This is a genomic window from Hypericibacter terrae (assembly GCF_008728855.1).
In the GTDB taxonomy this organism is placed as follows: domain Bacteria; phylum Pseudomonadota; class Alphaproteobacteria; order Dongiales; family Dongiaceae; genus Hypericibacter; species Hypericibacter terrae.
Genome location: NZ_CP042906.1, coordinates 2283237 through 2305545, shown reverse-complemented (window position 1 = coordinate 2305545; position 22309 = coordinate 2283237). Strand labels below are relative to the sequence as shown.

At 62.1% G+C, this 22309-nt stretch carries 22 protein-coding genes and 1 tRNA gene; 13 read left to right on the top strand and 10 right to left on the bottom strand.

Annotated elements, in window-relative coordinates; all coding sequences use genetic code 11:
- Positions 1 to 3: 3 nt before the first annotated feature.
- From FRZ44_RS10630 to FRZ44_RS10620, 3 genes are all read right to left on the bottom strand, one after another.
- Positions 4 to 603 carry a hypothetical protein gene (locus FRZ44_RS10630; protein WP_151177157.1) on the bottom strand — a complete coding sequence of 200 codons (600 nt, stop codon included), beginning with the start codon at positions 601 to 603 and terminating at the stop codon, positions 4 to 6.
- Positions 604 to 858: 255 nt separating this feature from the next.
- Positions 859 to 1281 (bottom strand): helix-turn-helix domain-containing protein, encoded by a 423-nt coding sequence (locus FRZ44_RS10625; protein ID WP_151177156.1) that lies wholly within the window; start codon positions 1279 to 1281, stop codon positions 859 to 861.
- Positions 1278 to 1571, bottom strand: coding sequence for a type II toxin-antitoxin system RelE family toxin (locus tag FRZ44_RS10620; protein WP_225308646.1), 294 nt, complete (start codon positions 1569 to 1571; stop codon positions 1278 to 1280). Before FRZ44_RS10620 ends, FRZ44_RS10625 begins: the two co-directional genes overlap by 4 nt.
- Positions 1572 to 1845: 274 nt before the next feature.
- Between FRZ44_RS10620 and FRZ44_RS10615 the strand changes: the two genes are divergently transcribed.
- Positions 1846 to 3108 carry a DUF6538 domain-containing protein gene (locus FRZ44_RS10615; protein WP_151177155.1) on the top strand — a complete coding sequence of 421 codons (1263 nt, stop codon included), beginning with the start codon at positions 1846 to 1848 and terminating at the stop codon, positions 3106 to 3108.
- Positions 3109 to 3136: 28 nt separating this feature from the next.
- Here FRZ44_RS10615 and FRZ44_RS10610 read toward each other — a convergent pair whose 3' ends face one another.
- Together FRZ44_RS10610 and FRZ44_RS10605 are read right to left on the bottom strand one after the other, a co-directional pair.
- Entirely contained in the window at positions 3137 to 4081 is a 945-nt protein-coding gene (locus tag FRZ44_RS10610) for an AbiTii domain-containing protein (protein WP_151177154.1), read from the bottom strand.
- A 15-nt stretch (positions 4082 to 4096) separates the two neighbouring features.
- Complete coding sequence (locus FRZ44_RS10605) at positions 4097 to 5152, bottom strand: hypothetical protein (RefSeq protein ID WP_151177153.1); 1056 nt, start codon at positions 5150 to 5152, stop codon at positions 4097 to 4099.
- A gap of 850 nt (positions 5153 to 6002) precedes the next feature.
- Between FRZ44_RS10605 and FRZ44_RS10600 the strand changes: the two genes are divergently transcribed.
- The 7 genes from FRZ44_RS10600 (at position 6003) to FRZ44_RS10570 (ending at position 12491) form a co-directional block, all read left to right on the top strand.
- Entirely contained in the window at positions 6003 to 6683 is a 681-nt protein-coding gene (locus tag FRZ44_RS10600) for a recombinase family protein (protein ID WP_151177152.1), read from the top strand.
- An 883-nt stretch (positions 6684 to 7566) separates the two neighbouring features.
- Complete coding sequence (locus FRZ44_RS10595; RefSeq protein ID WP_151177151.1) at positions 7567 to 7842, top strand: hypothetical protein; 276 nt, start codon at positions 7567 to 7569, stop codon at positions 7840 to 7842.
- 41 nt (positions 7843 to 7883) lie between these two features.
- A complete protein-coding gene (locus FRZ44_RS10590) occupies positions 7884 to 9791 on the top strand; it encodes a hypothetical protein (RefSeq protein ID WP_151177150.1) in 1908 nt (635 codons plus the stop codon).
- Positions 9792 to 10090: 299 nt separating this feature from the next.
- Positions 10091 to 10507, top strand: coding sequence for a hypothetical protein (locus tag FRZ44_RS10585; RefSeq protein ID WP_151177149.1), 417 nt, complete (start codon positions 10091 to 10093; stop codon positions 10505 to 10507).
- A gap of 19 nt (positions 10508 to 10526) precedes the next feature.
- On the top strand, positions 10527 to 10724 hold the full coding sequence (locus FRZ44_RS10580) for a hypothetical protein (RefSeq protein ID WP_151177148.1): 198 nt from the start codon (positions 10527 to 10529) through the stop codon (positions 10722 to 10724).
- Positions 10721 to 11473: a hypothetical protein gene (locus FRZ44_RS10575; RefSeq protein WP_151177147.1), complete on the top strand. Its 753-nt coding sequence runs from the start codon at positions 10721 to 10723 to the stop codon at positions 11471 to 11473. Before FRZ44_RS10580 ends, FRZ44_RS10575 begins: the two co-directional genes overlap by 4 nt.
- On the top strand, positions 11466 to 12491 hold the full coding sequence (locus FRZ44_RS10570) for a hypothetical protein (protein ID WP_151177146.1): 1026 nt from the start codon (positions 11466 to 11468) through the stop codon (positions 12489 to 12491). The genes FRZ44_RS10575 and FRZ44_RS10570 overlap by 8 nt, the downstream gene beginning before the upstream one ends.
- 662 nt (positions 12492 to 13153) lie before the next feature.
- Here the strand turns inward: FRZ44_RS10570 and FRZ44_RS10565 are convergent.
- Positions 13154 to 14179 (bottom strand): hypothetical protein, encoded by a 1026-nt coding sequence (locus FRZ44_RS10565; protein ID WP_151177145.1) that lies wholly within the window; start codon positions 14177 to 14179, stop codon positions 13154 to 13156.
- Positions 14180 to 14306: 127 nt separating this feature from the next.
- Here FRZ44_RS10565 and FRZ44_RS10560 point away from each other — a divergent pair, with 127 nt between their 5' ends.
- Together FRZ44_RS10560 and FRZ44_RS10555 are read left to right on the top strand one after the other, a co-directional pair.
- Positions 14307 to 14942: a thermonuclease family protein gene (locus tag FRZ44_RS10560; protein ID WP_151177144.1), complete on the top strand. Its 636-nt coding sequence runs from the start codon at positions 14307 to 14309 to the stop codon at positions 14940 to 14942.
- Positions 14926 to 15756 (top strand): DUF4145 domain-containing protein, encoded by an 831-nt coding sequence (locus FRZ44_RS10555; protein WP_191908527.1) that lies wholly within the window; start codon positions 14926 to 14928, stop codon positions 15754 to 15756. Before FRZ44_RS10560 ends, FRZ44_RS10555 begins: the two co-directional genes overlap by 17 nt.
- 89 nt (positions 15757 to 15845) lie before the next feature.
- Here the strand turns inward: FRZ44_RS10555 and FRZ44_RS10550 are convergent.
- The 3 genes from FRZ44_RS10550 to FRZ44_RS10540 all read right to left on the bottom strand — a co-directional run bounded on the left by FRZ44_RS10550 (position 15846) and on the right by FRZ44_RS10540 (position 17604).
- Positions 15846 to 15921 (bottom strand) — tRNA-Glu (locus FRZ44_RS10550).
- A gap of 150 nt (positions 15922 to 16071) precedes the next feature.
- A complete protein-coding gene (locus FRZ44_RS10545; protein WP_191908526.1) occupies positions 16072 to 17022 on the bottom strand; it encodes a DUF1186 domain-containing protein in 951 nt (316 codons plus the stop codon).
- A gap of 180 nt (positions 17023 to 17202) precedes the next feature.
- On the bottom strand, positions 17203 to 17604 hold the full coding sequence (locus tag FRZ44_RS10540; protein WP_225308645.1) for a hypothetical protein: 402 nt from the start codon (positions 17602 to 17604) through the stop codon (positions 17203 to 17205).
- Between the two features lie 376 nt (positions 17605 to 17980).
- Here FRZ44_RS10540 and FRZ44_RS27005 point away from each other — a divergent pair, with 376 nt between their 5' ends.
- The 3 genes from FRZ44_RS27005 to FRZ44_RS10525 all read left to right on the top strand — a co-directional run bounded on the left by FRZ44_RS27005 (position 17981) and on the right by FRZ44_RS10525 (position 20186).
- A complete protein-coding gene (locus FRZ44_RS27005; RefSeq protein ID WP_191908525.1) occupies positions 17981 to 18685 on the top strand; it encodes a TetR/AcrR family transcriptional regulator in 705 nt (234 codons plus the stop codon).
- A gap of 26 nt (positions 18686 to 18711) precedes the next feature.
- Entirely contained in the window at positions 18712 to 19605 is an 894-nt protein-coding gene (locus tag FRZ44_RS10530; protein WP_151177139.1) for an endonuclease/exonuclease/phosphatase family protein, read from the top strand.
- 230 nt (positions 19606 to 19835) lie between these two features.
- A complete protein-coding gene (locus tag FRZ44_RS10525; RefSeq protein ID WP_151177138.1) occupies positions 19836 to 20186 on the top strand; it encodes a RidA family protein in 351 nt (116 codons plus the stop codon).
- Positions 20187 to 20371: 185 nt separating this feature from the next.
- On the opposite strand, the gene recJ is transcribed toward FRZ44_RS10525, so the two are convergent.
- Complete coding sequence (gene recJ, locus FRZ44_RS10520) at positions 20372 to 22180, bottom strand: single-stranded-DNA-specific exonuclease RecJ (RefSeq protein ID WP_151177137.1); 1809 nt, start codon at positions 22178 to 22180, stop codon at positions 20372 to 20374.
- Between the last annotated feature and the right edge of the window lie 129 nt (positions 22181 to 22309).

Here is a 22309-nt window from a genome sequence, read left to right as displayed (position 1 = left end):
CGATCAGTGCCGGTGAATGCGAAGCTCACTCAACAATCCCTTCCCCGACCTTCTCAAGCAAGCATCGAGATCGTTGGCGGGGACCGGCGGCAGCAGCCTGACCTGATCGACCGTCGCGATCAGCAGGCTTCCCTTGGTCGTGTCGGGAATGTCGGGAACCAGCAGGACGCAGTCCCCATCTTCATCCGGCTCGACGATGTAAGCGGGCTGCCAGTAATCCTGCCGCCTGATCAGGGCGCTCGCGTAAGGGAGGATCCGTTGTTTGTGCTGCAGTTTCTCTTCGGCCATGGATTTGTAGGTGTCATAGCCGGGCAGGTATTCGAGGAGCAGCCCTTCCACGGACTGACGGAACGCCGCCAGGAAGGCGTAACGCATCAGCAGGTCGCACAGCAGGCAGAGCGCGATCAGAAGCACCCCCGTGGCCACGGTCGTTCCGCCGAATCCGATGAAGGAATTCAGGCCGAAAACCTGGGCGATTTTCTTGCCCACCGAGGTGAGCCCGACCCACGCCTTGGTCAGGATGACGAAGACGACGACGACGGGCAGCAGAAAGAAAAAACCGGCGATCGCCAGATTACGAATGTTGATCAAGAAGGTCTTCATCGGCTTCCGGCGCCCCCTTCCGATGTCGCGTTTTCCAGTGCCCGCTGACGCGTCGCCAGGGCGACGCGATCGGGCGACGGGCGAGCCCGTGGACGGCCGGATGGCCGCGCGCGGTCTTTCACAACTACAGCCGTGAGGCTGAGCGCGACAGTGGGATTATTGGACGCCGAAGCACCCATCGCCAGACCCCGACTGCAAGGCCCCGGGATTCTCGATGAGAACACCGGGACGCCGATCGACGGCAACTTGGCGCCGTCACCGGCCTCGCTTGCCAGCCGTCCCGTCGGTCCGCACCAGATTATCGAGCGGCACCTCGAGCGCGTCGGCGATGCGCTTCATGGCATCGAGCGAGCCGGGCTTCTTGCCGGTCTCGATCTCGGAGAGATAGCCGGCCGGTAGTCCTGCTTTCTCGGCCAGCGCCAGGGCCTTCAGGCCGCGATGCTCGCGCCAGATCCTCACCGGGCTCTCGCCCAGGATCATACGCTTGGCCATCTCGCTGGAGAGATGGTCGCGTCGCGCCCGTTGTTTGCCGACCGCGCGCTCGCGCAACTCGGCCGCGGCCACGACGGCCGCGTCTTCGGCATCCTCGATGCGGGCCAGCAGCGCCTCATATTCCGCCCGGGGCAGGGTCACGAGCTCGGCACCCTCAGCGCTCTTTTTCTTTGCCGTTCCGCTCATCGATAAATCTCCTTTCGATTGCCGACCGCCTCGACGACGACCGTTCGCTCGACCGTGTCGATGCGGTAAATCGCCCGCCAGCTGCCATGCCGCCATCGATAACCGCGCGATCCCTGAAGGCGTGTAGCCCAAGGATGCGAGCCGAAGGGATCGGCCGCCACTTCTTCGAGCTTCGCCAGAAGGGCCAAGGCGTCTTTCTTCGGCAGGAGGCCGAGGCTCTTCAGGGCGGCGGGGGCAATAATCAACTGCACGAAGGTATTTTCTCCAATAGAGAATCTCTCATCAAGCAAAAAATTCTCTAATGGAGAATATTCGGCACCGCTTCCGGCACTCTGGCGGCCTATATAGGCAGCGCAGCATCAGCCCCAACATAGCACCTGCAATATTGGACAAATCTTGGGCAGCGCGAAGGGAGAATTCTCTAAACCATTGATATGGCTGGCGTCCCCAAGGGGAAGGAAAACCCAGCAACAGAAAAACGCTAGGAACCGCGCCATTCCTGGGATTCTCAAGGGGGTGCGTGTGTGGTAATCGTGTGTGGTCGACGCCCATTCGGAACGCCACATGCCCGCCTACATTCAGAAACGCCGCCGTCGCTGGTACGCCGTCCTTGAAATCCCCGAAGCCGTCCGCGAGGCGGTCGGCAAACCCCGCTTCGTCAAGTCCCTCCAAACCGAGAGTGAGACGGTAGCGCGCCGCCGCGCCCTCCCCCTAGTCGCCCTCTGGAAGCGCCAGATTGAGAAGGCCAACGGCAACTCCCCCTTGATCGCAGAGGCCCAGCGGTGGCGCCAGAGCATCACGGAGGAGATAGAGCGCGGCAACTACGACGACGAGCTTGGCCCAATCGTCCCCCTGCTTCTCGGCGACCGGGCAGAGGAGATCGAAAAGAAACACGGCACTGAGGCGGCCGGCCTGTTCTACTCAGTAGCGACCGGTGACGCGGTCATGATCGAAGACATGGCGGACAAGTGGCTTGCCGAGGCGGGCTACCCAGAGAAGGGCGCCTATCAGCATCGCCGCGCGCTTGCGGTGCTCACCGCACGCCACAAGACGGTCGGCGAGATGGACCGCAAGACTGTCGGCGCCTTTGTGACTGACGTGTTGGCGCAAGGTAGGAAGGCCGCTACCGCGAACCGGATTATTTCGACCTACTCCGCCCTGTGGCGCTGGCTTGAGCGCCGTGGGCACGTCGAGGGCAACCCCTGGCTCAACCAGAGGCTCGCGGTGAAGGGCGACAATGGCGACCGCCGCGCGTTCACCGAGGCGGAGGCCATCAGGTTTTTGGCGGCCCTGGACGGTGTAGACCGCGACGTTGTGTCGGTCGCCGCGGTGACGGGGATGCGCCTTGAGGAGATCACCGGCCTAGAGCCAGCTGACGTGACTGCTAATGGCAAGGTGGTGTGGCTGGAGGTAAGGGAGGGCAAGACGAAAGCTGCCGCCCGCCGTGTGCCTGTCGTGGCCCCTTCGGTGCGAAAGATGTTGCTCGACAGGAAAGCGGCGGGTCACGCCAGCCCTGCCGGTGGCAGGGGACCCAAGCTGTTTCATGAATTGAAGCCCGACAGGTTCGGAGACTACGGGAGCGCCCTGAGCAAGCGCGTTGGTCGCAAGCTGCGGAGCATCGGGCTAACCGATCCTCACCTAGTCGCGGATCACTCCTGGCGCCACCGAGCGCGGACGCTCATGGAACATGCTGACGTAATGCCCTGGGTGGCAGATGCCTTGATTGGTCATAAGCGCCCCGGAGAGGGGCTTGGGCGGTATTCTAAGGGGCCGAGTGAGGAGCAGCTTGTAGCGGCTGTGAAGGCAATCAAGCTGCCGGCGATGTAATCAGTAAGCACGTTGCTTTCTATGGTGACTATGAAACGGGCATACCCAAATAGCCCATTAATGCCCTAGTAATTATGGTAGAGGCCACGTCTCCCGCGACCTTTAGACCCTGCTTTCCCGCGCTCGTAACCATCCTGCCGAGCCACGTTGAGGTTCGCTCTCCAATGTCCGTCGCGCTTCCGTCCTTCGAATCTAGTTCAATTGCCTCAGTGAGCGTCCGTATCTCGCCGTCCCCGATCCCGATTTCCTGCAACACCTTTGCGAGGCCCTCAAGGTCGCCTTTATGAACGTTGACGGTGCCAATTTGGGCGAAGCCTTTTGCTGAACCTGCAAAAACGTTGTTCCCACCATAGATAAGGTTTGTCACGTACTGGTTGATCCTTTCATTTGGCAACCTAGTTGTACCCTGATCAATCGAATCTCCAAGCTCGTCCTGCAGCTCTAATGCAAATGCTAGCACTCGGTTTCGAATTGTGTCGCAAAGCGAGACAAGAGCGCTTGGAGGAATGTCCTGCCATGCTGACGCGAGCAAATAGCCTTTAAGAAATTTGTCCTGATAGACCGCAACTAAATCTGGCGGCCACGGCGCCTGTAAGGCTGCATCATTTTTCCCTTCCCTATGCCCTCGGATAAGAACGTCATAGGAGGCAATCGGATCAAAAAACGAGTGCTTTCTTGCGATATCTCTGTGTGCGTCTTTCAGAATATAAGCCGGCAGCGGTTGGTTCATAATTGCTGCACCAAAAGGCCCCCGGAAGTGGCCCTTAGAAGAGACGCTGGCGACACGGTATTCAGGAAGCTCGTCGGTGTCGGAATAGCCGTTCAACTCCTTCAGCGCCCAGTCTTTCAGCTTATCAGTTTTCAGCATGGCGGCTAAAACGAGGCACTTCCGCAGAAGGACGCTCAATGACTCTCTGTCACTCACCGCGAGGCCGATGATTTCCTGAAGTAGCTCAGACTTCGACACGCTCATGCGGCTCGCCACAACTCATGTAGGAGAAAAAGACGACAAAGCGGCCGGAGCCAAGAGCCATTCCTTTTTGAGCGTCAAGACTTCGCGAAAGGAATATGAAATCCGAATCTCTTGATCGCTCACCGCGATATTCAGCCGTCTTTCATTATCCGGATGTTGGCCCCACGTGGTCCAACCGCGCAACTGTTCGTCGGAAAAGAAACCACTGAGATGCAAAAGCTGCTCCCTCAATTCGTTGCCGCGTGACACGCACTTTTTAAAAAGCTGGGTTCGCGCTTTAAGTTCGTGCCGAGGCATACCGCTTACTGCATCTAAGGCATCGGGCACAGCTAAGGACTCAAGGTCTTTGATGACGCAAGCCAGCTCTTTCTCAGGGTAAAAGCGTTCCTTCAAAAATCCTGCTGCCACTATCGGCGCGACCTGCTCACTTTCATACTTGCTCTGCTGTCCGCCATCGTCGCCGCGAAACCCACTCGGCCCATCTGAAAGAGTCCCGCTCTTTCGCCGAACGACGGTCAACATTCCACCTTGATCCTTCTGAGTGTTCTTTAGCAAAGCTGCGAAGGATGGTAGACGCGTGTTTAGTGCGTCCCTCACCATGAGATATTTTTCACAGACAGGAGCAAGCCGCTTAATGGCGGCAATCATGTCCGGCACGCGTTCAAGGTTGTCGATTAGGAAATACTGATTCTCCAGCTCTAGCCTTTCCTCTTTGGCGACAGCCTCCATTTGCCGAAACTTCTCGATCCCGAAATATTCAGGACCGCAGCAACTACCGACAATTCTAATTTCGCCATCAGGGCACCACACGAGATAGCCGTAGCAATATTTTTTGCGCCCCGCACATGCCGAGCACGGGATGTAATCATGGTTGGGGCGCTTGGCGCGGGGCACATAGAACGGGCACACAAGCCGATGCCCTGTCGCCGTCTTGTCCGGCGCGGTTGTTGACAGCAGCGCATATTTTTCCGGCTCCCCCGTCTTCTCTACGAAGGCGAGAAATAGGTCTCTCTGTAATTGAGACGGGGGAGTCGGAAAGCGCCCGCGATTGTTTCGCCCATCATCAGCCATGCGATTTAACGATCACCTTGCCGACACGGGCTGCGCGGTTACTTGCGGTCTTTCGGGTTGGTATCGACGACCTGCCGCCACTTGCGGCCGGGATCGCTGGTGGGAGGCGCGGGCTCGCCCCGAACCATGGTCGCCCGCTTCGCACCGTCGCTGTAAATGCCGGAATCCGGAACCTTCTGGCCCGGGCGGATAGGGGGCGGAGTGCCCCCACTCTTTTTGGTAGTCATGCGTCCTCTCTAGCTGCGTTGCCTCGGTCTGCGGCACTTGGCCGCAACACTTGCTGTTTTCAAGACCCCTGCGCACTAAATGTTGAATTTTCCGTTGAAGGCCCGGGCTTTGGTTCTGGTTGTGTTCTATCATTGGGGCGGCTTCAGTGCAACTCTGGATCGAGGGACTCCTACTAAATCTCTGAAATCGTTTGGTGTTTGGCGCGTATGGGTTGGGAGTTTGTGGAGAAAAATCTTTGAGCCCATCACTAATAGAGAAGGCGCGCCTTACCCCCGTGGCCCCCTCAACGCACCACCCAACTCCACCCTAACGACAACCTCAGTGGCCTCTATCGTGGCGCCCCAAAGTTCGGTCGAAAAAATCTGAGAGCCTATACGTGTTCCCTCGGGCCGGCGCTTCCCCCCGTGGGGTGCCTCTCGTCTCGCAGCGTGGGCGCATGGTGGCCACGGCCAGCACCGCACCACGTGACTCGCTCGATCCCTGCGCGTGAACTGCCGGTGCAACGCGGTCGAGCGCGCGAGCCCGTGCCCTTGCGCCGGTCGATCCGAACCACAGCACCTTGACTGCCGACTCCTGGCCGCCTATGTCATTCCTGACAACGTTCGTTGAGAGGAACGACACAATGAGCCAGGAAGCAGGGAAATACGTTGCCTACCTCCGCGTCTCGACCGCGCGCCAGGGCCGCTCGGGGCTGGGCATGGAGGCACAGCGGGAGGCCGTGCAACGGTTCGTCGCCAGCCGCAGCGGTCGCATCATTGCGCCCGAGTACGTCGAGGTGGAGTCCGGTAAGGTCAACACGCGCCCCGAGCTAGACAAGGCTGTGAAGCGCTGTCGGGCGACAGGCGCAACTCTTGTGGTCGCCAAGTTGGACCGCCTGTCACGCAACGTCGCGTTCCTCATGACCCTGCGGGACAGCGGGGTTGCGTTCGTCGCGGCCGATCTGCCCGAGGCCAACACGATGACGGTTGGCGTCATGGCCGTGGTCGCACAGCACGAGCGCGAAGCCATCTCAGTTCGCACCAAGGCGGCCCTGGCCGCAGCGAAGCGGCGCGGCACAAAGCTAGGCGGGCGCCGCAAGGGCGCGCCGAACATCAAGCGGTGGCAGCGGGATGGTGTCGCGGCGGCCCAAGCGAAGGCGGCCGAGCGCCTGGCGGACGTGGCGGACTACCTGCGGGGCCACATTGCCCAAGGGCTGTCGCTCAACGCCATCGCCCGCCGGCTCAATGATGACCATGTGCGTTCGCCTCGGGGCGGATCATGGACAGCAACGGCAGTGCGGAGAGCCGCAGCGCGCCTGGGGTGAGATCCTATCCACCTGTGTATTCGTTGACGGCCGAATCCGAATGACTCATATGGGAGACCCTCGGTCGCAACTCTGCGGCCAGCAATCGACCACAGGAGGGTCTCGCCATGTTCACCCGTTCCGTCTACCTCAAGCTTCCGTTCCTCGGCGCCCTGTTCGTTGGGCACCGAGGCCAGCGCCGACCCAGTCCCTTCCTGTCCTGGGCCAGGGAGCGCGGTGAGTGGCTCCTGTGGGCCGGCCGGTGGGACGTGATTTGGACACCGGCCGCAGTGCTGGCCGCTGAGAGGGCTGCCTAGGAGTCCATTAGAGAGTCACTGGCGCGCGTCTCGCTCGGGGCGGTCTCCAAACAAAGGGGGCCGCCCTTCTTGCTTCCTGGGGAGTCCGCTGTGGCGCTGGAGCGGCGTCGATTAGTGCTGATCCTCGACCTAGCCAGACCGAGGGCAATTAGTGCCGATCCTCGACTCAGACACACCGCGCCGGGGATTAGGCAACACCTTCGACTTGAGAGAAAACGCAACGCGGTGGGTTAAGCGCGGCCCTCGATCCAATGCGGTGGTCTAGGGATCACAAATCCCCTGCGCCTCCGGTGATCCCGCCAGTTTCCGGCCGGTGTTGCGGCGCGTGTTGCGGCGAGGCGTCGATTAGGGCGCACCTTTGACTGAAGGAAGGCGCCGCGCATTACCTTGCACCCTCGACCATAGACAAACCGGCGGCGGCCCGTTTCGGCCGAAAGTTGGCCGCTCGTTTCGCTCTTTGATTCCCCGACCCCAGGACGGCCCTCCCTGCGGCCGTCTCCCCCTTTTTCCTAATCCGACAAGGCAACCTTGGCGACAGCCAGGGCCGGACCTTCACGCCCACCTCAAACCCCACTCAAGGACCACCCATGGACAACCCTCTGACTATCAGCTGCAACGCTGCCCGCATCGGTTCGCGGAAGCGCACCCGCAACTACACCATCCATCACTTCACTCTCGACCCTGCGGCCGACATTGCCTTGGTCGCCGCGCGGACCCGGCTGGCACGCATCGGTGGCCGGGCGGTCTCAGCCTCGATCATCGTTCGCCGCGCGCTTGAGGTGCTCATGGCCCGTCTCGACGCTGCGGAGAGCCCGGAGGAGGAAGCGGCCGAAGTGGCGGCGCTCATGAAGCACGTCCACTGACCACGACACCACTGCAGAACAGAGGAGCCTAGACCCGCCCAATGCGTAGCCCCTTGGCTATCCCCACCGCTGACAACACCTGGGAACACCTTCGCGTCACCGCAATGTGGCGCCTTCGGTCCATCCTCGAGCGCCACGGCAACCGCCTGAGCGCGGAACACCACAACGCTCTGTGGGCACTTATCGTGTCCATGGTCGCCCGCCTAGAAGGCACCGACCGCGGGCGCCTCGCCTTCGGACTACCGACAGGCATGGGCAAGACCACTGCCATTGTCGCCCTGTGCGCGGCCATGGAAGACGTGCAACACCTGATCGGCAACAAGACCATTGCCGTGTCTGCCTCCAAGGTCGAGGCGCTGTGCGAGTTGAAGCGCGCCATGATCGCGGAAGGTGTCAGCCCCGAACATGTCGGGTTGATCCACAGCAAGCGCTATGACCCCAAGATTGCCGCCAAGATCGCAGCCGGTGAGGTTGCCAAGGACGACTACGCGAGTGAGCCATCAGAGGGACACGACCGCCCCATCCTCTTGGTGAGCCACGCTCGGGTCCGCGGACAGAATGGCGCCGTTGCCGACTACATGCGCCGTGATCTGCTGATCTGGGATGAAAGCCTATTCGTCTCGGACTCCAGTGGCGTTGCCCTGTGCTCTCTTGATGAAGACGCGGGCGCCCTCCAACGTGTCGCCCGATACAAGCCTGAGATGGCAGACCTTGCCGACTACCTCGACAGTTGCATTGGTCTCTGCCACGCCAAGATGGAGGAGCTACAGGAGAATGGCGAACAAGAAGCGGTCTTTCGCTTCCCGAACCTGTCAGCCGACTACATGGAGAAATTCCGCGGCTTGATCGGGAGCCGATACGAGACCGTCGCCCGCCTTCTCGACTATGTGAATGAGCCCATCCGCTACATTCCCACCAAGTTAGGTGGGGTGCTGTCGTATCGGCTGGCCGTTCCCGACGACATAGAGAACATCGTCATTCTGGACGCCTCTCACCCCATCCGTGAGCTTGTTCGGTCCACTGAAGGTGTCATTGATGCGGAGCGAGACCACCCCCTCATTGCCGGTCTCGGGATCAACCTCTCTCGCATCAAGCGCTTTGACCGAACGACCATCATGTACATGAAGCGGTCGGGAAGCCGAACCGAGATGACCCGCGACTTGCTCAAGACCAAGCGAGGCGAGGAACGCTCGGTCTCTCGCGAGCTAGTCGAGGTGATCCGCAACATCCCTGAGAATGAAGCGGTCCTAGTGTTCACCTACAAGCCACGACCCAGGGACAAGCGGTCTATGGCTTCAGTGCTCCTGTCGGACTTGGAAGATGCCGGGATCGACACGGCCGCGAAGGTCACAGACCACAGCGGAGCGCAGCGAGACCGCATTACCGTCCTGACCTGGGGCCAGGAGACCAGCAGCAATCACTACTCCCACTGCAAGCATGTGATCCTTGCTGGCGTGCTCCTGAGGGCAGAGGAAGACGTCGCCGCAGCCTTTGTCGGGGAGACCCGCAACATCCGGGTCAACATCGACAACGACCGCATCCGCGCCTTGATCCAGACCGAGGCCGCGCACTGTGCCTATCAAGCGGCGTCTCGGGGATCCTGCCGGACAGCAGTCAATGGCTATGCTGAGGCAATGACGCTGTGGCTCATGCACGCTGACCCGGTGATTGTCGAGACCCTCAGGGAAGTAATGCCTGGGGTGAAGGTCGAGCCCTGGCGGTCGGTAACTGCCACCTTCCGGGGTGCCAAGGAGAACACGACCGCGGCCACCATCGCGGAGTTCCTTGGTCGGCTACCGGAAGGGACCAGCAAGGTGTCCGTCCGGCAGTTGAAGAAGGCGACCGGCTTAGAGGGAGTCCCGAACCAGTCGTTCAGGCGCGCAAGGGACGCAGCCTTGCAGCTGTCGCCGTGGCGCGTAGAGGGTAACTCCCTTGTCCGCATCTTCTAACCAGCAACTGAACCGTCCCTGATAAGAAATCCCTCAGGAGCGGTTCAGTTTGAGCGTCCCCATGTCGGGGGTGTTCTACCTGAGGAAAAGCACCGCACCTGATAGGAAATCCCCAGGAGGGGTTCTTTTCAGGGAGATGAGCAAAGGGGGTGCTCCCAAAATACACCCTTCGGGGGTCGCCCCCTTCCCCGCCCCCACCTGGCCCTGTCGATCGACAGGCCCCTTACCCCCGCCTTGTCACATTCCGTGCACCTGCCGTTGTGACGGCGGGTCCCCCAACAGCAGGAAACCTACACACCATGACCGAAACGCCACCCCCGGCTGGGGAGGGCGCGACCAGCCTTGGCGAAAGCCAAGGGACCAGCCTTGGCGAAAGCCAAGGGACCAGCCTTGGCAACAGCCAAGGTACCGACGCCCCTTTAACTGGCCGGGCTGCCCGAGAGGCACTCCTAGAGCGCATCTGGAGGGCCACAGCCGAAGCCATCGCCCAGTCCTTGGAGTCTCCCGAAAAGGAAGACCACAAGGCGGCCATGATCAACGTGGCTCGCCAGTTCCTCACCGACAACAAGGTCACCAATGAATCCCTCGACCGTATCGGCGAGAGCAAACACGTCGCCCTTGCAAAGGTCCTGAACCAGCTGCCCGAGGCGGACAGTGAAGCGGAACCCATCCGCCCCCTCTTTGGTGATCCCCTGCCCGCTCTCCCCGATCCGTAACTATGCAAAGGAAATGACCATGACCGACAACAAGCCCGTGTCTCCCGAGGGCGAAGCAGCCGCCCGCCAACTCGACAGGGCCGGAAAGGTGTTGATGAAGCTGAGGGGCTTGAAACATCGGCCCCACCTACTCGACCGGTTCGTCGCGGCGATTGCAGCGGTCGAGGCTGAACATCCCGGCGCGACACGCTGCAAGGTCGCCAAGCTCGAAAGATGACGACGCCCATCCGCCAGCGGTTGGCGGAATGTGCAGCGAAGGCGCGGACGTGTGAGGTCTCAGGCTGCCACTTACCTCGGCAACACTTTGGCAAATGGTGCGAAGCGCACGACCGCAGAGCACAGGAGACCGGTCACCCTCTCGGCCGCACCATTCGACGACGAGAGTTTGAGCCGTTCGTCAAAGGCGCTCGGCGCTACCTCGACAGGCACCAAGACCACCCCCGCATTGCAAAAGCGCTGAGTTGGCTAGAGGCGCTTGTCTATGCGAGTGGCGCCGCACCGGCCGAGATCACTCGTAAGTCAACCGCCCACGACCGTCTGTTGACTTGGCTCGTCAAGCTGCGGCGACAGGAAGTCTCCCCGGTCGAGATGCTGGCCATTGCTATCGGGATTTGCGCCTACCGGGAATGGTCGCCCCAGGTCTTCCGCAGTGACCGCCACTTCAACCACCAACTCGCCATCCGCGTCCTGCGCCTCGCTCGTGCGGAGCGTATCACCACCATGCACCGTGGATGCCACGAGTACCGAAGGCACGACCGCATAACGTCTGGCGTTCGCGACCTTCTGAGCGAGGCGCTCAACAGACACGTTGGCGTCGTGGCCCTTTCGGTCGCGCGAAAGCTCGTCGCCAAGGTCAACGCCTCCAACCCCGTTCCAACCGCTCTAACCATGATCCTCGCCGGCACTGCCAGCCTCGCCAGTGGGCAAGGGGCCGGCACCAATGAAGGAAAACCAACGAATGAGTAACAGCCTGGAAATCCAGAACAGCAACAGCAGCGACGACAGCGGGCAAATCGAAATTTTGCCCGGTGGCGTGTCGCGATACCAAGTCGGCGCGAGACGGCCCGAGCAGTCGGAGCAATCGCAGTCCGGCGGCGCCTCGGGTAAGTGGGTAGGCGATGTTCATCGCGTGACCGTGAAAGACGGCAAGGTGACTCAGGAGACGGTCGCCAACGTCGCGAAGTCCACTGACGCGCCCGCTCAAGGTTCGCATTGGCTCGACAACGCCCGGACAACTTCCGGTCGCCCGCTCGGTCGCCACGAAATCGACGAGAACAGCGTGGTTCGGCTGCCAGGAGGTGGCGAATTTCAGGTCAAGGCGCTTCTGCGCACGGGGGATCTGATCAAGACCCCGGATGGCCGCATTGTCGAACCGCCGAAGAATGCGTTCGACCAGTTCGACAAACAGCAACAGCAGCAGCCGGCCGCCCCGCGTGTTGATGCCGGAGAGGATATCGACAGCGAAGGCCAGAAGCTGGCGCAAACGATCATCAACGGCACGCGCGAGGGTGACCGATTGGCAGCGATGCGCCAATTGATCGAAGGCGACGGCATAACCCCTGCCACCCTGGAGCACATCGCAAGCTCAATGCACATCGAGCCCGACAAGGCAGCCGGCATGGTCGAGGCGCTCGTCGGCAAGTTCGGCGAACAGGCTGCGAGGGCCGTTGCACAGGTCGCGCCAGTGGACCTTCAAGCTGTCGCGGAGTGGGCTCGGGCCAACAAGCCCAACGACCTGAAAAAGGCTATGTGGGCAATCGCGTCTGACGACCGGGGAGCCGGTTTCAAGGCGCTCGCTCAGGACTACATCGCGGCCCTGCCCATCCACGCGCCCCACTTGGTGCTCAACGCGGAATTTCCGCCGGGCGTGAGTGCCTACCAGGCGGGTGATCGGATCATCCTAAAGACACCTCAAGGGGAGGTGGACTTTAAATCTGCGGTCCTGTCCGGTTTCGTCACCGTCTCGCGGCGCGGTCGCCGATGATCGCTGCACGTCCTGGCGTTCTCTCGCCCACCGGCCACCGGGAACAGGCTCTACTATCCGAGTGGCGCAAGCACTCTCAGGCCCCGGCATCCGTCACGATGTCGAGGGATGCGTGGGTCTATAGCCAACGGCAGGGGTTCATCTTCGGCGCCAATGCCGTCAAGGTCACCAATGAGGAGAACCGCCTTGCGCTGGAACGCTGGCGGCGCAACAGAGAGAGGCGAGGGTGAGTGACAGAGACCTTGCGCGGTTCGCGTCTCAGGCCGCGCAGGACTTCGCCTCATTCCAGCGTGAAGCCAGCGCAGCTCATGACCGAGCCAAGAACCAGCCTGTAGGCGATGCGTACCGTATGACGTTCGTTCCACCACCTGAGTGGGGCGCCGTCACCGAACGCATTGAGACGACCTACATGGGAGCACCGGCTGTGTACCTGCGGTTCGCCAATCATGACCCGATATGGCGACTGCGGGTTCCAGTGAGGGGGTTCGATAACTGACCACCGCGGCGCCCCACTCTCTGGGCCAACCTCACGACTCGAACGCGTGCACTCTGTGGAGTGCAGCCAGTAGAACAATCGTGACGGAGGGTCCTGAGGGTGGGGCGTTGGTCAGCTGAGGACTACACGCTGATCTTTCCCGATCACATCGCGTGAGACGCTTACACTAGTTTGTCGCTTTAAGGCCGATATTCACAACCTGATCGATCAGGCCATTGCGGCCAGGCCCAAAGATGTACCGCTCCGCTTCCTTTGCTCTCTCCGACACGCTGGAAAGGTCTCTATCTCTCACAATTGCCTCCGGCCATTTTGGATCGGCTTGAGTGTCAGGAAGAGCCAAACCGATGGATAAAACGAGCGCATTGAGCGATATCTCCGTTGAAGGATCAGCAAATCCTCCCGCCTTTGCAAGGTACTCCAATGTAACTGGCTGGTTGCCCATGCAAAGCTCATCAAAGTTAAGCAGCGTGACCGTTGCGGACAGCTGATTGTCGTCCGAGAATATCTGCGTGCCGTAATTCAGCGTAACATTGGCCCCTTCCGGTGGTTTGCAAACCGCTCGACCTTTATAGATCGCGTTAATGAAGGAGTCTGACTGGCTCAGGCCTTTCAAAAAGGCCGTGGCCGTTGCCTTCTGTTGAGGAGTGAGCCCGTCAGCTGTGACTCCCTCCAATTTGACTTCAAAGTCTCCTTTGTCCGTGCGCACCACAATTGTATCTGGGCCTGTCGCTCCAACCAGATTGCCCGATGTGGGAACATCGCCGTGTTCACGAAGAAACTTCAATAGAGAGCGACTGTCATTGCTATCGTCGTCTCGCGCGTTCATCCCAGCCAAAATGTAAGCCCACTCCCATTTGATCTCGCGATTGGCTGGCGTCCTATAGAGTTGATCGAAGTAGCTCTCTACATCTCCCACCGTTGTGCTGCTCGGCATAACCGTCCAACCTCGCGGGATGTCACTTACACGATTTCCTTGCAGTCGAACTGCCCAAGAGCGGGTGCTTATGCCGGCAAACATGCCAAACATGGCGCTGGTCCTCTGATCGGGAGAAAGGTTGTTCCAGCAGGTGCCGTCTAGGACGATGGTTTTCCCTTTCATACAGGGAATATCTTGCGCGTCGGCTTCGGTCGCTCGTGTCAGTATGGCAGCCGCTACCAACAGAGCTACAGCACTCCATTTGCGAATTGGCATGTTTCACCTGCCCTCTTGTAAAAATAGAACACCCCTTAACCGCTGTGTTCTGTGATCCTTCCCAACCGCGCGGACTGTTGAGTCATTAACGTGTTGCGCGATCCCCTCTTGGTTGTAATATACATATATGAGTCGCGCAATTATAGTCCTGATCGCCGGGTTTTTGCTGGCGACTTCTCCATCATTGGCTGGAGGAGGGATCACCGGCGTTTCCTCGGTGGTCGATGGGGACACCCTCGAAATTCACGGGACGCGCATCCGCCTATTCGGCATTGATGCACCCGAAAGTCGGCAACTCTGCGAAGCACAGGGCCAGCAATACCGTTGCGGACAGAAAGCGGCCTTCGCTCTGGCTGACCATGTCGGGTCAAGCCCCGTCACCTGCGACCCGCGAGACACCGACCGCTACGGCCGCACGGTCGCAGTCTGCTATCTCGGCAGCGAAGACCTAAACGCCTGGATGGTTAGCCAGGGGTGGGCGCTCGCGTACCGCCACTACTCGACAGACTATGTTCCACAAGAGGAAGCCGCGCACGCTGCCGGGCTCGGGATATGGGCGGGAACGTTCACCGCGCCGTGGGACTGGCGGGCACAAGAGCGAGGCGAGACGACAACCTCAGGACCGCAGACACCGATCCCCCAAGATGCAACTCAGCAGTGCCGCAAGGTCTGCACCACGGGGAAAGCGTGCGGTAACTCGTGCATCAGCAGGTCGAAGACGTGTCACAAGGCGCCGGGGTGCGCGTGTGACGCACAGCAATGAGGAGTTGTTTGAGTGTACGGAGCTAGCTGGTATCGTTTGGCAAACTAGCCAGGAGCAGTCTGTGGTCCAGTCTCTATCACGCCAGTGCCCCTACTGCGGGCATTTCACGGCGCACCGCGGCACTAACGTTCACTTTGATAATGTATCGTGCTTTGAGAGCCGCCACGGCACGACAAGACTGATAATCACTCAGCATCTTTGTTCCAATCCCGCGTGCCAGGAATTGAGTCTGTCCGCAGATTGGTGGACGGCCGACAACACGGTTAATCCAGAAAAGCTAACAGCCGTGCTGGGCCATTGGAGCCTTCGCCCGTCATCTAGAGCGCGCCCACAGCCGGAGTACATTCCGCTGGCTCTGCGACAAGACTATGAGGAGGCGTGCAAGATTGCAGCGCTGAGCCCAAAGGCGGCAGCCACTTTAGCGCGCCGTTGCCTTCAAGGGATGATCCGGGACTTCCACGGAATTGAAAAGCGCAGGTTGGTCGATGCCATTGAGGCATTGCATGGCGTCGTCGCGCCGGAGGTTTGGGCGGCAATCGACGCGGTCAGAAAGATCGGCAACATCGGCGCGCACATGGAGAGCGACATCAACTTGGTAATTGATGTTGACGAGGACGAGGCCAACTTGCTCATCGAGCTAGTCGAACAGCTGTTCGCGGAGTGGTACGTCAGCCGCCACCAGCGGGCTCAGCGTATGAAGGCAATCACCGAGGCGGCTGCCGTGAAGGAGACGGCTAGGCAAGGTCAGCAGCCGCAAGCGCCTTCCCAGCCCCCCGCGGGCACCAAGTCAACAGGAAGTCCCTCGGAGGTCTAAAGGCGTGTGTGGCTGGCGTGTGTGGTACGCTCAAACGCAGCTCCCCGGAAGCCCTTGAATTGCTTGTGTTAGTGAGCTTTCTAAGATGCTGGCGTCCCCAAGGGGATTCGAACCCCTGTTACCGCCGTGAAAGGGCGGTGTCCTAGGCCTCTAGACGATGGGGACCTTGCGGCCATGCCGGGGGCCGTGGCGACCCCGGGCGCGTGTCCTGGCGGAACGCCGCGATCCTGTAGCGGGTTGAGGCTCAAAAATCAACCATTCCCGCCGGGTAAGGCCCCCATCTCCGCGCCCGCCCGTGCCAGCGCGGGCACCCCTTCATGGAGTCGTTCCGGGCCCCGAGAGGCAGCATTTCTTGAATTTCTTGCCACTGCCGCAAGGGCAAAGGTCGTTACGGCCGACATGCCGCAGCGGGTTGATCCGAGGCACCAGGATATCGAGCTGCGGCAGATCGGCGCCGAGATCGATATCCCCGAACTCCTCATCGTCGTCGCCCTCGCGTGCATAACGAGCCTGATCGGCCTTGTACTGGCCGGAGAAACAGTACCAGCGCGACAGCGAGCCGATAGCGTCGGTATATGGCGCGATACGGCGATGTTCGAAGCCCGCCATCCGCTCAGGGTCGCCGAGCGTGCGGCGCAAACTCCCGCGGAAATCGTTGACGTTCATGATGCCCGGCTCGACGAATTCGAGCCTGCAAAGCTCCTCGGCTCGCGCCGCGAGGTCGCCATAGCCCAGGAGCGAAACAGCATCGAGCCAGCCGGCCCAGACATAGCAGGGACCCCGAGGTTCCATCTCGTCGAAGAGATGCTGGAGATAGGCGCGCATCTCGTCGTCGGTGAAATGGCCCGTTCGGGTGAGATAGGCCCTGGCCAGCAGCGCCCCCGCCCGAACGAACTCGTCGGCATCGACATCCTCGATCACCGCGTTCAAGACCTGCTCGCTCCCATCGAACATAGAGATGAGAATGGCCTCCATATCCTCCGTGATCCCGTCGTCCAGTATCGTCTCGATGGCCTCGGCCTCGCGGATGAGCGAGCAGAGCGCGCGGAAGGCCCGTTTCTCGTCTTTCTCGGCCAGGAGATAGATCACGAAGAGAAGCGCACGCTCCGCTTCCTCGGAGCGGTCAGTCCCGCCCACATAGGCCTCCAGCAACCCGGCGAAGCGCGGATAGGCGTCATCCCAGTTCTCCAACGCCCACTGCATGGAGGAACGCGGCAGCGTGCTGCCGGTCGTCGCGAAGTCGCGGATGATATCGTCGATGGTCATGGGCAAGGCTCCGATGGCCAACCTGTCCTTGTCTAGCATCGCACGAGGCGAAGCTGCGAGACCTTTGCCCCATCCACAATGCGACGAGATTTTGCCCGATCGCCACAGGCAACGGAAGGGTGAGCAAGGCCGCTCGGGAAAGGCATGGGAACGCCACGGCGGTCAGCGATCGAGCTCGTGTTAGCCGCCGAGCTCGATCGAATTCTCCTCGCACCACGCCCGCAACGCGACCTCCTCGGCCTTGGCAGAGAAATCATGCCAACGATCGATGACGCCCCTTCGCGCCGCCAGATCCTTGAAGCGGCGGTAGGCGCCACGTTTTCCGAAGAATCGGCGGACGTCGTCGTAGTCTTCGGGCAAGAACTCCCCAACGAAACCCATGACGAGCGGTCTGCCGAGATCGAGCTCGTTCCTGTGGGGTATCTCGATATATTTCTCGTCGTCGATGTCGTCGGGCAGTTCCTCCAGGACACCCTCGCCCAAGACCTCGGGATGCCAATGAATCTTGCCCGAGTGCCTGTCGAGAAGGGCTTGATTCTCGCCCATGCCACCGGAGCTGACGAAATCGAAGGCGAGTTGCACGTCCGAAAAGCTGACAGCCATCGGGCCACCTCGGGGTAGAGGCGAAAATCTCGAGGAGAACAGCCACGAGATGATGCCATCGAGGGCACTGCCCCCTCAACAGCTTCGAGGCGACCTTTTCGAAGCGCACCGCCCAGCGAGACGGCACCCCGTTGCAAATATCATTAATAAAATACCGATTAATAATATCGCCATTCTTATGGGCGGTGGGATGAAATGGATGCCCATAGCTGCAATTTATCCCCAATATGGCGATATCAACGATCCGATACATCAGCCGTTGATCGTTGCTTTAATAAATGCGCTGTTAGTAGCGATCATGATATCGGGCGAGCCGGACCGAGGAACGGTCCGGCCGAACGAAAAGCGAGTGCCGATGGCGCCCCCACGACCCCGACAAAGTACTGGACGCAAAGCGCGGGCCCGCATCCCGCTCCGGCAGACGGCGGCGACGCACAAGGCCCGCACGCGCAAAGCCCCGCTCGACCGGAAACAGGAGATCGTCGAAGCCAGCATCGCCGTGCTGGCCGAGCAAGGCTATGCGGCCTTCACCCTGGCCCGGGTGGCGCAGGCGGCCGGGGTCTCGACCGCTCTCATCATCGTCCATTTCAAGGGCAAGGAACGGCTGCTGACGGAAGTGCTGAAGCGGCTCGGTCAGAGCTATTACGGCGCGCTCCACGCCAGCCAGTTCGGCACCCGCGGCGGCCCTGCGGACCTGCTCTGGAGCCTGGTCGAGGCCGAGTTCGCCGACGAGAGCTTCCCGCCGCGCCATTTCGCGGCCTGGAAGACCTTCTGGACGGAAACCGAGGCCCGCCGCGCCTATGTCGCGCTGTTCGCGCCGCAGGCCCTTCATTTCCTCGAGCTGACGACCGAGCTCTGCCGCCGGATCGTCGCGGAGGGTCATTATCCGGACCATGATCCGGTCGTGGCCGCACGACTGATCGACACGCTGCTGGGCGGCTTGTGGATCGACATGACTGTCGCGCCGAAACCGCTGACGGTCGAGCAGGCCCGGCTTGCCGCGCGCGCGCAGCTGGCTCTCGTCTTTCCGCAGCACTTCACGGCCAAAGGCCCGCGATGAACGCCTCGCACCGGAAGCCCTGACCCATGCGCGTCGCCAGCTACAACATCCAATACTCGCTGGGCCAGGATGGCCGATACGACATGGCGCGCGTCTTGAGCGCCGTGCGCGACGCGGACGTCATCTGTCTCCAGGAGGTCGAGCGGAACTGGCATCGGTCCGGCATGGTCGACCAGCCGGCCCTGATCCAGGAGCTGCTGCCGGACCGCTACGCCGCCTATGGCAGCCCGTTCGATGTCGATGCCAGCGCCACCGACGAACTCGGCCGGCTGATCAACCGGCGCCGGCAATTCGGCCAGATGACGCTGAGCCGCTGGCCCATCCTCGCGGCGCGCGCCCATATCCTGCCGAAGCTCGATACCGGGCGGCGCTTCAACATGGTGACCGGCGCGCTCGAGACCATCATCGCCGCGCCCGGCGGCCCTCTGCGCCTTTTCAACATCCATCTGAGCGACGCCTCGGTCGAGGAGCGGCTGCTGCAGATCGAGCATCTCATGGGATTGCTGCGCCACTCCTCCCGAGAGGGCGGCGTGTGGAACGGCAGCGAGGCCGATCCGGCTCACTGGCAGACCGAGAATCCGCCGCCTCTCCCCGCCGAGGCGATGCTGCTGGGCGATTTCAATGCCGAGCCCGGCTCGGCCGAATATGTCGCGGTGACGCGGGGCACGAGAACGGCGCGTTCCCTTCCCGATACCGCCGGCGACCATCACGCCTTCGTCGACAGCTGGATCGCCGCCGGCCATCAGGCCCGGCGCGGCATCACCTATCGCCGCAATCCGGCCCAGCTCGCCGAATGGGACCAGCGCATCGACTATTGCTTCCTGCCGCTGGCCTGGGTGCCCCGCCTGATCGGCGCCCGCATCGATGCCGAAGCGACCGGGTCGGACCATCAGCCGATCTGGGTGGAGTTGAAGGGCTGAGACGCTTTGCTTGCGACGGAACCCGTGGCCCGCGCTTTTGCCGCTACCCGTCGCGCGCGCCCTTCGGCATAATCCCGCGCCTTGCCGGTTGGCATCCTTAGGATTTCGCAGGGGTCGGGCACCGTTACGGGCGCCGCCCTCGTCCTGGCGGATCGGCCGGCGGAGCGCCGCCGCGGATCGCGCGGGGCGCTGTCTCGCAACCCAATTCATCCCAGAGGGGACATCAGAGAATGAGCAAGATTCAGCGGATCGGCGTCGGCGCGCGCCTCAGCGATGCGGTCGTCCATGGCGACACGGTCTATCTGGCGGGCCAGGTCGCCGACAAGCCGGTGCCGTCAGCGGCCAAGCAGACGCAGCAGATCCTGAAGAGCATCGACAAGCTGCTGAAGCAGGCCGGCTCGGACAAGTCGAAGATCCTGAAATGCAACATCTGGCTCTCCGACATCCGCTATTACGACGAGATGAACAAGGTGTGGGACGGCTGGGTCTCCAAGGGCAACCCGCCCGCCCGCGCCACCGTCGAGGCGCGCCTCGCGGGCCCCGAATATCTGGTCGAGATCATGGTGGTCGCGGCAAAGTAAGGCCGGGAAGAAATCCCGCGCCTATTGAGGTTTATCCCCTCCCCCCTTGAGGGGGAGGGTTAGGGTGGGGGGCGATCGACGAACTCTGCAGCGCAGAGTGCGGCGGCTCCCCTCCCCCTACCCCCTCCCGCAAGGGAAGGGGGTGAGTATTTCTTGAATCATCTGCGCTCTCTCAACCTGCGCAGTCACTGCGCCGGTGCTGCGTCCTCGATCACGAACTGGACGTCGTCCCGCCCCTGCCAGCGGTCCGGGCGCAGATGGCCGGCGATGTGCATGGCCGGGCCGCCGGTCTGCGCCAGCGCGCGGCCGAGCTCGCTGTCGCGCACGCGAAAGGCAATGCCCTTGAGCCGCCCGTTGCCGCCGCCGGCGAGGATGCAGCGCAGATGGTTCTCACCGACGGGATCGGCCTTCACCACCCGCACCGCCGGCAGCGCGAAACGCGGCTCGGCATTGCCGCTGCCGAAGGGCGCGAGGCGCTCCAGCATGTTCATCAGATCGACCGTTGCGGCCCCCGGTTGCAGCGCGCCGTCGAGCCCCAGCTCCGGCACCAGCCCGCCCTCGCGGACATGATCGGCGACGCGGCCGGCGATGAAATCGCGCAACGCCCCGATCTTCGACTCTTCGACCGTCAGTCCCGCCGCCATGGCATGGCCGCCGCCATTGATCAGCAGCCCCGCCTGGCGCGCGGCCAGCACGGCCGAGCCCAGATCGACGCCGGCGATGGAGCGGCCCGAGCCCTTGCCGATGCCGCCCTCGAGCGAGATCACGAAGGTCGGCCGGTTGTAGCGGTCCTTGAGCCGGCTCGCGACGATGCCGATGACGCCCGCATGCCAGCCGGCGGAGGCGCAGAAGACCAGATCGCCGCTGCGGCCGTCGCCCGCCTCGACCGCCGCGATCGCCTGCTCCAGCACGATCGCCTCGATCTGCTGGCGTTCGCGGTTGAAGCCGTCGAGCTCGGCCGCGAGCGATCTCGCCTCCGCGGCGTCCTCGGTCGCCAGCAGCCGCGCGCCGAGATCGGCCTTGGCCACGCGCCCGCCTGCATTGACGCGCGGGCCCAGCAGGAACCCCAGATGATAAGCCGTCGGCGCCCCGTCGAGCCGCGCCACGTCGGAGAGCGCCGCGAGGCCGGCATTGGCGCGCTTGCCCAGCACCTTGATGCCCTGCGTGACCAGCGCGCGATTGATCCCGATCAGCGGCACCACGTCGGCGACGGTGCCGAGCGCCACCAGGTCGAGCCATTGCAGCAGGTCGGGCTCAGGCCGGCTCGCGCCGTACCAGCTCGCGGCCCGGAGTGCGCGGTTGAGCGCGACCACAAGCAGAAAGGCGACGCCGACCGCGGCGAGCTGCCCCAGCCCCGCCGGTTCGTCGAGCCGGTTGGGATCGACCACGGCCACCACCGCCGGGAGTTTCGGCTCGGCCTTGTGATGATCGATGACGATGGTCTCGAGCCCGGCCGCGGCGGCGCCTTCGAGCGGCTCATAGGCGGTGACGCCGCAATCGACCGTGATCACCAGATCGATGCCGCGCTCCTTGAGCTTCAGCAGCGCCGGCAGGTTGGGCCCGTAACCTTCCGTCAGGCGGTCGGGAATATAGCGGTCGATCGGATGGCCGATCGCGGCGAAGAAACGCTGGAGCAGCGCCGAGGAAGTCGCGCCGTCGACGTCGTAATCGCCGAACACGGCGATGCGCTGGCCTTGCACCAGCGCCTGCACCAGCCGCGCCACGGCGCGGTCCATGTCCTTGAGCCGAGACGGGTCCGGCAGCTGGTCGCGCAGCCGAGGCTCGAGGAAGCCCGCCACCTCGTCCGGCCCGATCCCGCGCGCCGCCAGCACGCGGCCCACGATCTCCGGCAGGCTGTGGCGCTGCGCCAGCATGAGCCCCTGGCGCTCGTCGCCGAGCCGCGCCCGCCAGCGCTTGCCCGAGAAGGAGCGCTCGACGCCGAGAAAGGCGGCCGAGGGAGCGACGCTGCTGGAAAGGGGCGCGGTGGCGGTCATGAGGGCCCACAAAGATTAGCACCAACGGCCCGGAGTCGAACCGACAGATGTTGGGGATAAGGGGGCTGAGCGGTTCCCATTGCTAGCAATGAGCGCAATCGAGTAGGTTTTCTCCACTTGCAACCTGGC

Coding starts and splice junctions, on each gene's coding strand:
- FRZ44_RS10630 (WP_151177157.1), bottom strand. CDS start 603: ATGAAGACCTTCTTGATCAACATTCGTAATCTGGCGATCGCCGGTTTT.
- FRZ44_RS10625 (WP_151177156.1), bottom strand. CDS start 1,281: ATGAGCGGAACGGCAAAGAAAAAGAGCGCTGAGGGTGCCGAGCTCGTG.
- FRZ44_RS10615 (WP_151177155.1), top strand. CDS start 1,846: ATGCCCGCCTACATTCAGAAACGCCGCCGTCGCTGGTACGCCGTCCTT.
- FRZ44_RS10610 (WP_151177154.1), bottom strand. CDS start 4,081: ATGAGCGTGTCGAAGTCTGAGCTACTTCAGGAAATCATCGGCCTCGCG.
- FRZ44_RS10605 (WP_151177153.1), bottom strand. CDS start 5,152: ATGGCTGATGATGGGCGAAACAATCGCGGGCGCTTTCCGACTCCCCCG.
- FRZ44_RS10600 (WP_151177152.1), top strand. CDS start 6,003: ATGAGCCAGGAAGCAGGGAAATACGTTGCCTACCTCCGCGTCTCGACC.
- FRZ44_RS10595 (WP_151177151.1), top strand. CDS start 7,567: ATGGACAACCCTCTGACTATCAGCTGCAACGCTGCCCGCATCGGTTCG.
- FRZ44_RS10590 (WP_151177150.1), top strand. CDS start 7,884: ATGCGTAGCCCCTTGGCTATCCCCACCGCTGACAACACCTGGGAACAC.
- FRZ44_RS10585 (WP_151177149.1), top strand. CDS start 10,091: ATGACCGAAACGCCACCCCCGGCTGGGGAGGGCGCGACCAGCCTTGGC.
- FRZ44_RS10580 (WP_151177148.1), top strand. CDS start 10,527: ATGACCGACAACAAGCCCGTGTCTCCCGAGGGCGAAGCAGCCGCCCGC.
- FRZ44_RS10575 (WP_151177147.1), top strand. CDS start 10,721: ATGACGACGCCCATCCGCCAGCGGTTGGCGGAATGTGCAGCGAAGGCG.
- FRZ44_RS10570 (WP_151177146.1), top strand. CDS start 11,466: ATGAGTAACAGCCTGGAAATCCAGAACAGCAACAGCAGCGACGACAGC.
- FRZ44_RS10565 (WP_151177145.1), bottom strand. CDS start 14,179: ATGCCAATTCGCAAATGGAGTGCTGTAGCTCTGTTGGTAGCGGCTGCC.
- FRZ44_RS10560 (WP_151177144.1), top strand. CDS start 14,307: ATGAGTCGCGCAATTATAGTCCTGATCGCCGGGTTTTTGCTGGCGACT.
- FRZ44_RS10545 (WP_191908526.1), bottom strand. CDS start 17,022: ATGACCATCGACGATATCATCCGCGACTTCGCGACGACCGGCAGCACG.
- FRZ44_RS27005 (WP_191908525.1), top strand. CDS start 17,981: ATGGCGCCCCCACGACCCCGACAAAGTACTGGACGCAAAGCGCGGGCC.
- FRZ44_RS10530 (WP_151177139.1), top strand. CDS start 18,712: ATGCGCGTCGCCAGCTACAACATCCAATACTCGCTGGGCCAGGATGGC.
- FRZ44_RS10525 (WP_151177138.1), top strand. CDS start 19,836: ATGAGCAAGATTCAGCGGATCGGCGTCGGCGCGCGCCTCAGCGATGCG.
- recJ (WP_151177137.1), bottom strand. CDS start 22,180: ATGACCGCCACCGCGCCCCTTTCCAGCAGCGTCGCTCCCTCGGCCGCC.